Source organism: Acinetobacter lwoffii, from assembly GCF_029024105.1.
Taxonomy (GTDB): domain Bacteria; phylum Pseudomonadota; class Gammaproteobacteria; order Pseudomonadales; family Moraxellaceae; genus Acinetobacter; species Acinetobacter lwoffii.
Map to the genome: position 1 here is coordinate 128,439 of NZ_CP118964.1, position 10,755 is coordinate 139,193.

Consider the following 10,755-nt stretch of genomic DNA (forward strand, 5'->3'; position numbering starts at 1 on the left):
CGGCCAAACTGATCGCGGGGCAACATCCATCCCCGGTTTTGATGTCATTTGAGTACTTTCGACACTTGAACGGCAGTTCACTGGTGTTCGCCTTCCTAATTCTTACCTGACGCCTTTACAACGCCTTTTCCACAACGCTCACGACCGGGACTTTTGATCCAAGCCGCTTATGGTGGTTTGCTACCTGCTCCTGCAAGCCGATAGCGAGGGGCCATACCCTCATCTCTTACGCCGCTTGCTGCGGCACACTAAAGTCAGCAACCCACAAGTGATTAGGCTGATCAGCTCTAAAATTCCGTTTCACTAAATCATCTGCTCGTTTTTGGTCATCTCGGCTACGGGTGGTTTGTTTGTTCTTACCTCGCCAAACACCTTGTATACCTAGCTTTTTCATTAATCGAGCAACAGTACAGCGTGCAATAATATAGCCTTCACGTTTCAGTTTTTGCCAGACTTTACGTACACCATATCGACCTGAACTTTCCTTCCAAATTCGTTTAATCTCCTCAGCATGATGCAAGTCATGTAAATCTCGCTTTGCTCGATGTTCTGGATTTTCGCAGAGATCTAGAGTCCGGTAATAGGTTGAAGCTGCGATCGGTAAAATCCTACAAATCGCATCAACACCATATCGATCTTTATTGTTATGGATGAAATCCACCATTATTTGTGTGGGCGGTCGAGCTCCGCCTGGGCGAAAAAAGCGGCTGCTTTACGTAGAATTTCATTGGCACGCTTTAATTCTTTAATTTCACGTTCCATTTGCTTCATTTTTTCTTGATCAGATATCTGTTGTACTTTAATAGGATTTTGCTGATCTAAATGCTTTTGATGCCAGGCACGAAGTGTTTCAGGAGTACAACCAATCTTAGGCGCAATTGCTGTGATTGCAGCCCAAGTAGAAGGATAATCTTTTTCAGATTCAATCAATAATTGAACCGCTCTTTCTCTGATTTCAGGGGTATATTTTAATTTTGTCATCGGGATAGTCTCTCAGAATATTGACTCTCCGACAAACCCGGTACGGTTCACCATTTCATCGTACCTGGTTCCATATTGTTTATTTCTTCTTGGATTTTATTGTAGGGGGGATTACCGCAGTTGACCATTTGCTATGCTCTTTTTATAATTTGCCATTAAATTATCTTCGCTATAAAAGATTTTTAAGAAAATCGGTCTGTATTTGGCCAATTAACGCTACAAAAAAAACTCATCCGATAAGTATTCTTACCTAAACCCAAGGTTCTATAACTTGGATCCTGAATATCTTACATACGCAGACATAGCTCATACATCGGAATTTAAACTTAGCCTCTACACTGAAATTAAGTTTTAGAAACATAGAGGAAATTCAGATGGAAAAGTATTCAAAGATTCTAATCCTGAGCTTATTTGGATTTACTGGAACAGTAGCTATTGCAGATGAATCCATTCCAATAGAAGCAACTGCCGCCGCCGAAGCACAACAGGTTGCTTTAGATTATGGAAATGAGAAAGACAAAAAATCTGAATCATCTGAAAGCCCTTAATTAAAGGAATGCCGGTCAGTTAAGAAATTGACTGGCATTTTCTTGGGTATTTCTGTGGTGTCCCTTTCATAACTCGTGGGCAACTCCTCACTCCCTCTCAGGCAAAACATATCTCTTAGATTTTTCCAGTAAACTTTCTAAATGTTTAGGTAAATTACCTGCGGAGTCTAAAGAGTCGAATCTTAATATATTCAGAATGCCAATAGATGCAATATGAAAGCTGGTTCTCAAAGGACTGACTTTTGCACGTTGAGCCATATGTTTCATTGTCTTCTTAGAATATTATAGGCAATACCCCCCATAATTCTTGATAAACTAAATCAGGTTGCTTGCTCCTCAAATGCTTGCCCTCCTGTAAATCACTTTTGATTTCTCGGTAACACATTTTTATTTCCCAGCGCTGAGCATAAAGCTTCGCCAAGCCTATCAGTGGATATGTCTTTGGGTCCATTAATAAAGTGATATAACGTCTAATTTTCCCTGCCTGCTTAACCTCAATCAAACGCGCTTCCCAATACCCTGTTGCCATTAGAGGCCAAAAGCCGCTGTAAACTGGATCCTGAACTAAAAATCTATAATCAGGAAATCAATAAAGAAGAATAGAAATTAAGTATGGATTGGCAGTCTAAAAACTTTCAAAATGCTTTCAGAACGTTATCGCAATAGAGCTAAAAGCCCCCCTTTTGAGATTCAATCTAGTTGCTGGAATTTATAATTTGCAACTGAGTAAGAATGATTTATGAAGGCGGTCTAATGCTAATCTAAGAAAATAAAAAAAATCCTAAAACCATTTAACTTCTTAGGATTTGAATGGGCAGGATATAAATATAAGCTTATGCTTGAATATCTAAGGTCATTTCAATTTTGTCCTGTGACCAGATTTCGATGTCATATTCAATCACTAGATCATCTGATTTTGAAATACGTTCAATATAAGTGGCGGTTTGACTTAAAGGAATACCTAAGTGCTGGCTCTCAAAATGAGACACACCGGTATTTTTAATTTTTAACTGACTACTCGTGTAATTATAATGAAAGTGATTTTTAATGACATCTTGTACCGAAGTAATCACATCATAATTCAGCACATTTGGAAACAGCGCAACAGGTAAATAATTATATTCTAGAAGTACAGGTACATCATCAGCATAACGTAAACGAATAATTTCAATAAAGCCCAATTTACGATTTTCTTCACTAAAAAGATTACTGTGATCCAATCGCTCCAACTGTCTGGTCGAGATTAGTTCAGTTCTGACATTAAAACCCTGTGCCTTCATATAAGAACGAAAATTTTCAATTGAGTTTGGAGAATATTGAATTTTTTTATTACTCACGAACCAGCCGAGATTTTGCCGTTTGAAAATTTTATCTTCGGCACGAAGCTGTTCATAGGCCTTACGCACTGTTTCCCTTGAACAGTCAAACTTTAATGCCAAGTACCGTTCGGATGGAATCATTTGATTAGAACTATAATTTTTCAATTCAGCCTCAATCAAATCTCTGATTTCCATATACTTCATTCAGTGAATCCAGTGAGTGCTCATAAATGATAAAGATAGTACTAAATTAAAGAACAGAGGAAAATTAAAAACAAGGTACGATCAGTAAAAAGATGCATTCCCTTGTTTTAATGAGAATGTTTAGCAGCATGATTAATACGTGATTCTGAGAGAATATCGTTGTCCATTCATAATGTTATCATTTATGCAAAAAGAATAGACTAAATTTGTCTAGTAGAGTGGTGACGGTTCAATCTAACTAAAAGGCATCTACCAAATGGCGGCTATTCGTAATAGTCGACTGAGAAAATCACGTACCTTGATTCTAAGCAGTTATTGCCCACCTCCATACTAGCACGTTTCCTGGCACAGTCCCTATCTGTACACTTGAATGCCTTTGACTATCTAAAGGTAATCTTTAAGAAAATGGGATTTATAGGGCAATATACTAAGATCTCTAGATCTGTTGAATTCGGCAAGCTCACTGAGTGTGGTTCCGTAACGTGACACTAGGTAACGTCTTGGGCTGCTGTCTGTAGGCAAAAATTAAAGCTGTGGTTTAAGGCTGGCATATTTTAAGATTTATTTTAATTTACCACTGATGTCTGGATTTTTAGCTAATTATACCATATCCAAAAAACATATATTTACTAATAATTGCTTAGGCTATTTATTATAAAAAACAACCATATATCATTGATATATGAACATTTATTTCTATTTTTTCTATAGACATAAATTAATTAATTTTTTAGGCCCCCATACACTATCTAAGCTGAGTCAATTAAAACCTGGTATAAGTCAATGTCACATTGACTTATAGAAATAATATTTAAAAACCTTTTTTTATTTTGAATTAGTGTGTCATCAATTAGCTTGAGAAAATCCTACCGGTCCTCATAATTTCTTCATGAATAAACGCTATGCATTAATAGATGATTGGTGGGAACAGGTTAAAGATCTGTTACCTGGACGAATGGGTACTGTTGGAGTAACGGCCAAAGATAACCGACTATTTGTTGAAGCGCTATCGTTCAGGTATCCCGTGGCGAGACTTACCCGAACGCTTCGGTGATTTTAGAGTAGTGTATACTCGTTTTAGTCTTTGGGCTAAAACAGGTGTGTGGCAGAGAGTCTTTGAAGTGCTGTCACATGACCGTGACAATGAATATGTGATGTTAGACTGCACCCCATTGTACGTGCTTACCAACACAGCGCTGGGGGGAAATCAGGCGAATAGGCGCAGTAAAGGGGGCTTAAGCACCAAAATTCATGCCCGTACTGATGCTTTAGGCAACCCGACAGGATTTTATCTCACGGATGGGCAGGTTCATGACTTAAACGGTTCAGATGTGTTGCTGGACTTATCGTTGAGCCAGACCTGGCTTATGGATAAAGCCTACAACTCCAGGGATCGGGTCATTGATCTAATTTTAGAGGCGAAGGGTCAAGTTGTGATGCCAGCGAAAAGTAATTCTATTGATCAGCGTGATTATGATTGACATATCTACAAGGCAAGACATCTGATCGAGAAATTTTTTGCCAAGCTCAAACAATATCGTGCTATTGCCACACGCTATGATAAATTGGCTCAAAACTTCTTATCAGCGATCTATCTGGCTTAATTGATGACACGCCCTAGTTTGAGATTGTCAAAAAAAAGTGTAGCAAATTGCTACACTTTTTCACTTTTCTGAATAAGCTGTTTTAAAAAATCTTCTAGTTGTAAGAGACTAGCTTCGTCAATTTCCGAGATATTCAGAGAAACCTTAAGCTGTTTTTGATTTAGTTTGATATTCCCCGCAATCTTACCTGCATATTCAATTTTTCTAACCACAGATGTTGTGGTCAGTTTTCCTGGATCCTGACTCAATATTTTTTCAGCATAGGCAGTAACTTTACTTTGCTCTAGTTTTTTGTCTTTTACTTTTTCCCAAGCCCCTAGCAAAGCCTTTTCGGCCTCAGAAAGTTGCTCTATATGATCCGACAGAAATTTTTTGAATGCAGTTGCAGCAGTACGACCTAGTAGGCCTGGTTCCACATCAAGGTCATTTAAAATTACTTGAGGCAGTTTTTCGTACGCTAAATACTTGTACATATCTTCGCGATTTAAACCCAGTGAATTGGCTAAACGTTGCTTGTTTTTCTTTAACTTCTCATCAAGTGAGTTCAGGCCAATAAAAATTTCATAATCTGTCAGGTCCTGACGCTTTAAATTCTCTGCTAAGGTTAACAAAGATGCTTCTACATTATTCGCATCAATGATAATGGCTTCAATCACAGACTTGCCGAGTAAATGGTGCGCCCGTAAGCGCCGCTCGCCTGCAATGAGTTCATATTTCAGATTATCAAGTTTACGCACTGTAATGGGCTGCAAAAGACCGACTTCGTCAATGGAATCCGCCAGTTCTTTTAATTGTGACTCTTCAAATAATTTACGCGGCTGGTTTGGACTACGGCTGATATCCTCAATAGGAACATTACGTCTAAACTCTTTCAGCTCTCTAATATTGTCTTTCTGTGCTTGCTGATGTTTTTCTGTATTCTGTTTCAGTTTCTGAGCTAAAAGCTCTTTGGTGCTTGCCATAATACTCTCAGGTTTAAACTTTAGCTACAATTTCATTGGCAAGGCTTTCAAAAGCCTTACGTACTTTTGAATTTTTTTCTACGTTCAAAAGTGATTGTTGCAGAATCGCTGCTTGATTAACTTTAGTACTTTGAGGAATGGTAGTCTCTAAAAGTTTTCCTACCTGTTTCAAGGCTTCATTCCGAATCAGCTTACAGACATTCTGACGTTCATCATGCTTAATTAGTAAAGCGCCTAAAAGCTCTAAATCTGGATTAATACGTTTGATCTTTTCAAGATGATTTAAAAGATCTGTTACCCCATACAATCCATATTGTGATCCGGATTCGATAGGGATAATGACATGTGTTGAAGATGCCAGGGCATTGCTGGTTAATAATTTAAGACTAGGTGGACAGTCGATCAATATAAAATCATAAAGATCTTTTAACAGTTCTAACTTGATATTTAACTCTTCAGAAGGACGGGGAGCTTCTTCTTTTAGTTGGTCTTCAGTTTTTCCTAAATTCAAGGAACCATAAATTAATGATACTTTTTCAAAGTTCGTTTCTTCTTGTAATGCATCTGCCAACAACGAAATATCGCCCACTAGTAATTCTGCTGTAGTCACAACAATTTCGCTTGGATGTTGGATCCCAATGTGTAAACTTGCGTTTGCTTGAGGATCTAAATCAATGACTAAAACCTTGTTGCCCAGATTGGCAAGTTCTGAGGCTAGGTGCACAACAGTCGTTGTTTTGCCACATCCGCCTTTATGGTTAGCAACAGTAATAATTTTTGCAGACATGCGTGTCAGATGCTTCCGTATTTGAATGTTTAGTAATATAAATAACTTTCACTCATCTTACTATAGTTTTAAAATTTATAAATCCTATTTGTTCAGATGTAAAACAGCTTAAAAATAAATCTTTAACTAAGCTAGCTTAATTAATAATTAGAATAATTAGTTATTTAGCTAATTAATAATTAAGAGTGCATTTTTATTATATAAAACAGATGCTTAGAGTTTTAAAAGTGGAAGGTTTGTCACCATAAAGTGGAAGGTCTGTCACTCTAAAGTGGAAGGTCTGTCACTCTAAAGTGGAAGGTTTGTCACTCTAAAGTGGAAGGTCTGTCACTAGGGTGGAAGGTTTGTCACTGCTATTTTTTAAACCGCTATTTTTATTTAAAAATAATTTAAAAAACAATTATTTAATATGTTAATAAAGTCTCGTAACTAAGCCTTAAAGGTGGAAGGGTTGTCACTGTATGTTCTTAACCTGTGGATAATCTGTTTTTATTGGATATTTCCTGATGATTATATGTGCAGTTATACCTTTCGAATCTAACTGAAAGGTGGAAGCCTTGTCACATCAGGGTTTCTATTTAACTTAACCTATCTGAATGTGGGTGAAAAAAGTAAAAATAGTCATTCTAAACTGTAATTTCGGGGGCTAAAGGTGGAAGGTCTGTCACTGTAGGGTGGAAATACTGTATTTAATTCCACTTTAAAGGCAAAAAATCGGATAATAACGCTTTTTTTTGATGACGGACCTTCCACTTTTAGAATCTTGTGGTGAAAGTCTTGAAAGTTTTTCCACTTTTGTATATAAAAACTAAGTCAAATTATAAATATCACGGTTATGACAGAATCTGAACCATTGCAAGAAGAAACGAATTATATTCCCTACTGTATAGGCAACATTCGCCATAATGGCGTTGTCAGTACCAGTAACCGCTTAATTCGCCCAATCGAGTTGTCATCCAATGAATATAAGGCACTTCTATATGCAATGGCGGTTGCGAATTATAGTGAGAAAAATAGGGTAGATGGTGAAATTACCGAACAAACTTATATTTATTTGTATAAGGATGATTTGGCAGATTTACTAGGATTAAATAAACGTAACTCAATTAATGTTGCAATAGATCGGATCTATAAAGAGCTTTCATCCCGGGTAGCTCATTTTATTATTGAGGAGCCTGCTGATAATGGTAAGAGAAAGACTAAAAAAGTACATTCTGTCGTTCCCATTATCCGTGAGTTAAGATGGGAAGATGACTCTAAAAATGCGATTCAGATTCGTTTTACTAGTGAGGTGTTGCCGTATTTCACTCAACTGGCTGGGGGTAATTTTACTACCTATCAGCTAAAACATCTTTTTGCCCTAGATTCTGTTGCCAGTATGAGTCTTTATACTTATTTCATTAAAAACGAATTTAAGTACGCCAATCAAAAGAGTTATGAAGTGCCATTACTTTTAGAAAACTTGAAAGCACTGATTGATATTAATGAAACCAAATATGATCGCTGGGTAGATTTTAGACGCTATGTATTAGACAAAATAGTGGCAGAAATTAACGAAAATACAGATCTACAATTAGAGTATGAAACCGTTAAGAAAGGCCGTCCAATTGTAGGTGTGAATTTTAAACTGCATCATCGGATTGCTGATAAGGCACTGGATGAAATTGCAGTGATTGAAAAAATCTATCTTGATGTTCCATTTGAAGACAATGCATCCGTAAAAGAATTAGGGGCTAAATTCGATACGAATGTACGTTCTTGGTATATTTTTAATAATGATGAAAATTATCAGCAGTTCAAGAAGTGGTTTAAAAAAGTAGGATGCCTCACTGACTCTCAAGCAAATATTGTCATTAATGACACTTTATTCCAAATGGATTTTGCTGAAATTGGTATGGGGCTGAATGACTTTAAACGAAATATGAAGCATAAACTTAAAAATAATCCAGAATTCGTTCAAAGTATTCGTGAAAGACTGAATGATATTTTTGGTAAAGAGCTGATCTAGCGAAAAGTGTAGCAACTTGCTACACTTTTTTAAATATATGTTTGTAAAGAATACAAGTGGTAAGGACCCTAGGATAAAAACGACTCTGTTGGATAAAGGCTTTAGAGATAGATCTTCCCTAAGTTATCCAAATTCAAGTGACAACTTGGGTATGAGGTCTGCCTAATTCCTTAAATCTATTCAAAACGTAAGTGTTCGCTGAACACACCTTATGAATTCATCCTATAAGCCTTAATTTAGTCCCCACTTAAAAACAAGTGGGGACTAAATTTATGACTACAAATAACTAGGGTCTGTTGACATTTACTGTTCATAATTAACCCTATAAAGGTAGCCATAAAAATATACAGGCTAAAGCAACAGAACTTTGATAATTTCTTTTGAGCTTGTCATATCGAGTAGCTATTCCTCTAAATTGCTTTAATCTACAAAACATATTTTCAACTAAATGCCTGATTTTATATAAACACCAGTCCATATGGTCATTGTTCGATTGGCTATTTGTTTTCTTTGGTATATTCGCTTTAGTCCCTGTTTTCCTGATCTGTTCACGCAGTGGTTCTGAATCATAGCCTTTATCTGCACATACCACTTTTGTCTCTTTTAAATCTAATGTTGATATTAAATCAGGTGCAACTTTAACATCATGTGTGGTTCCATCGGTAATCATGAAATCAATAGGATTGCCATGTACATCAACAATCAAATGTATTTTTGAGGAGTTTCCTCCTACACTTTTAGAAATAGATTGATTCGCTATACCGGCAGAATGTTGATGAGCACGTACATGAGAGCCATCAATAAAAATCCACTCCATATCGGGGCATGAGGCTAGTAATTTTAATAATCTAAGTAACTTACCGCTGCTTGACCAACGATTAAAACGTTTGAAAATAGAGTTTGAATGACCAAAACAAGAAGGAATATCTCGCCACGGACAGCCTGTTCTAATTCTATAGAGAATAGCTTCAATAAAATTGCGTAAATTTGAGTTGTGGTGAATGGATAAATTACGCAGAATAACTTTCAACTTTTGCCAGGGTTGATCTGTCAGCATGGTACGAGGCATAGCGAATAGTAAAATTGGGTTTGGCGATTTGATTTTACTACTTCGCTATTTTTTTAAACTAAAAGTGTCAACACACCCTAGACATCCATCACATCTCTTGAGAAAAAACGAAGAACATGCAGTGCTGAATTTAAACAGCAGATCGTTCAGGCTTGTAAAGCACCGGACGTTTCAATTGCTTCAGTCGCTTTGCAACATGGATTGAATACAAATCCCCTATCCAACTGGATTCGCTTAATTGATGGTAAGCTAGAGAAATGATCGCTCACCACTACCGAATAAACCTGCATTTATTGCTTTATCTTGCTCTGCACCATTAGATCCTACTCCTACTGACATGTTAACGGTTCAAATTACTTTACCCCACTCAAAATCAGAAATTGGCTTGAAATGGCAAGTATCAGAAATATCTGCTTTAGGAGAATTACTCAAGGCACTTGCAACATGATCCGTATCGATGAAATCTGGCTGTCTACCCAACCTCTGGATATGCGAGCAGGTATGGATACTGTCATGGCTCAGGTGCTGAGAGCCTTTGGCTATATCAAACCGCATTGTGCTTACCTATTCTGTAATACAAACGTGACCATCGCATGAAAGTGCTGGTGCATTATGGACTGGGCATCTGGCTGTGTGCCCGGCGGCTGGAACAGGGAAAATTCCACTGCGCTAAAGTTCACCAGGGTGAAACCGTGGCCCTCAGCCCGGAGCACTTACAAGCACTGATCCAAGGTTTAGCTTGGCAAAGAATCGGTCTGCAGCAAGTGGTAACAATGCTCTAAACCAAGCTCGGCCATTCTGCTATTCTCCAAACATTCTATTTCCTCTGCGTCATGACCTCAAGCATACTGCGGCCATGAATACGCTGCCTGATTTAAGCCAACTGACCCATGAACAACTGCTGGAATTTACCCGGCAATTGGCGATGCAGCATCAGTCTTTAGCATAATCAAATCAGCAATTAGATGCCAGAGTTCAACATCTTGAAGTCACCAATCAGCAATTAGATTCTAAAGTTAAATCTCTCTCTATTCTCAATCAAAAATACGAGCATGAACTTGCGCAGTTTAAACGGCATAAGTTCGCCCAGAAGAATGAACACTTAACGGCCAAACAAATCCATCTTTGGGACGAAGCGGTCGAAGAAGATATCGCAGCTGATGAATTAGTATAAAAATAAAGTTAGTAAATAAATTATATAAATCAAATACTTTTTTATTAAATATAAAATTTATTTGATTTAATTTTGTTAATTTTGGGACTGTGTTATTCT

Annotated in this window: 7 protein-coding genes, 6 pseudogenes and 1 other annotated feature; of the genes and pseudogenes, 7 read left to right on the forward strand and 6 right to left on the reverse strand. The window is 37.2% G+C overall.

From position 1 onward, the window contains the following. Nucleotides 1-238: 238 nt before the first annotated feature. Nucleotides 239-981, reverse strand: a pseudogene (locus tag PYW33_RS15900) (IS3 family transposase); the annotation flags it as partial. After that, nucleotides 590-706: a sequence feature (AL1L pseudoknot), on the reverse strand. It overlaps the preceding pseudogene by 117 nt. Nucleotides 982-1,355: 374 nt before the next feature. Between PYW33_RS15900 and PYW33_RS15905 the strand changes: the two are divergent. Next, nucleotides 1,356-1,529 (forward strand): hypothetical protein, encoded by a 174-nt coding sequence (locus tag PYW33_RS15905; RefSeq protein WP_004281965.1) that lies wholly within the window; start codon nucleotides 1,356-1,358, stop codon nucleotides 1,527-1,529. Nucleotides 1,530-1,548: 19 nt separating this feature from the next. Here PYW33_RS15905 and PYW33_RS16915 read toward each other — a convergent pair. Continuing rightward, a pseudogene (locus PYW33_RS16915) lies at nucleotides 1,549-2,046 on the reverse strand (IS4 family transposase); the annotation flags it as partial. Nucleotides 2,047-2,362: 316 nt separating this feature from the next. Beyond that, the gene (locus tag PYW33_RS15915) at nucleotides 2,363-3,052 is read right to left on the reverse strand and encodes a GntR family transcriptional regulator (RefSeq protein ID WP_004647775.1); all 690 of its coding nucleotides are present in this window, start codon (nucleotides 3,050-3,052) and stop codon (nucleotides 2,363-2,365) included. An 889-nt stretch (nucleotides 3,053-3,941) separates the two neighbouring features. Here PYW33_RS15915 and PYW33_RS15920 point away from each other — a divergent pair. After that, nucleotides 3,942-4,656: pseudogene (locus tag PYW33_RS15920) on the forward strand (IS5 family transposase). A 50-nt stretch (nucleotides 4,657-4,706) separates the two neighbouring features. On the opposite strand, the gene PYW33_RS15925 reads toward PYW33_RS15920, so the two are convergent. Both PYW33_RS15925 and PYW33_RS15930 read right to left on the reverse strand, forming a co-directional pair. Beyond that, a complete protein-coding gene (locus PYW33_RS15925) occupies nucleotides 4,707-5,618 on the reverse strand; it encodes a ParB/RepB/Spo0J family partition protein (protein ID WP_004647773.1) in 912 nt (303 codons plus the stop codon). A 13-nt stretch (nucleotides 5,619-5,631) separates the two neighbouring features. After that, nucleotides 5,632-6,405, reverse strand: a complete 774-nt coding sequence (locus tag PYW33_RS15930) for a ParA family protein (protein WP_004647772.1) — start codon at nucleotides 6,403-6,405, stop codon at nucleotides 5,632-5,634. An 835-nt stretch (nucleotides 6,406-7,240) separates the two neighbouring features. Here PYW33_RS15930 and PYW33_RS15935 point away from each other — a divergent pair. Next, nucleotides 7,241-8,413, forward strand: coding sequence for a replication initiation protein (locus PYW33_RS15935; RefSeq protein ID WP_004647771.1), 1,173 nt, complete (start codon nucleotides 7,241-7,243; stop codon nucleotides 8,411-8,413). 303 nt (nucleotides 8,414-8,716) lie between these two features. Here PYW33_RS15935 and PYW33_RS15940 read toward each other — a convergent pair. Further along, nucleotides 8,717-9,482, reverse strand: a pseudogene (locus PYW33_RS15940) (IS5-like element ISAba31 family transposase). Nucleotides 9,483-9,569: 87 nt separating this feature from the next. On the opposite strand from PYW33_RS15940, the pseudogene PYW33_RS16920 reads away from it, so the two are divergent. The 4 genes and pseudogenes from PYW33_RS16920 to PYW33_RS15960 all read left to right on the forward strand — a co-directional run. Then, a pseudogene (locus PYW33_RS16920) lies at nucleotides 9,570-9,930 on the forward strand (transposase). Further along, the gene (locus tag PYW33_RS15950; protein ID WP_004647769.1) at nucleotides 9,927-10,079 is read left to right on the forward strand and encodes an IS66 family insertion sequence element accessory protein TnpB; all 153 of its coding nucleotides are present in this window, start codon (nucleotides 9,927-9,929) and stop codon (nucleotides 10,077-10,079) included. The pseudogene PYW33_RS16920 and the gene PYW33_RS15950 overlap by 4 nt, the downstream one beginning before the upstream one ends. Then, nucleotides 10,076-10,264 (forward strand): IS66 family insertion sequence element accessory protein TnpB, encoded by a 189-nt coding sequence (gene tnpB, locus PYW33_RS15955; protein WP_004647767.1) that lies wholly within the window; start codon nucleotides 10,076-10,078, stop codon nucleotides 10,262-10,264. The genes PYW33_RS15950 and tnpB overlap by 4 nt, the downstream gene beginning before the upstream one ends. Before the next feature lie 74 nt (nucleotides 10,265-10,338). Then, nucleotides 10,339-10,650: pseudogene (locus PYW33_RS15960) on the forward strand (IS66 family transposase); the annotation flags it as partial. Nucleotides 10,651-10,755: the final 105 nt, after the last annotated feature.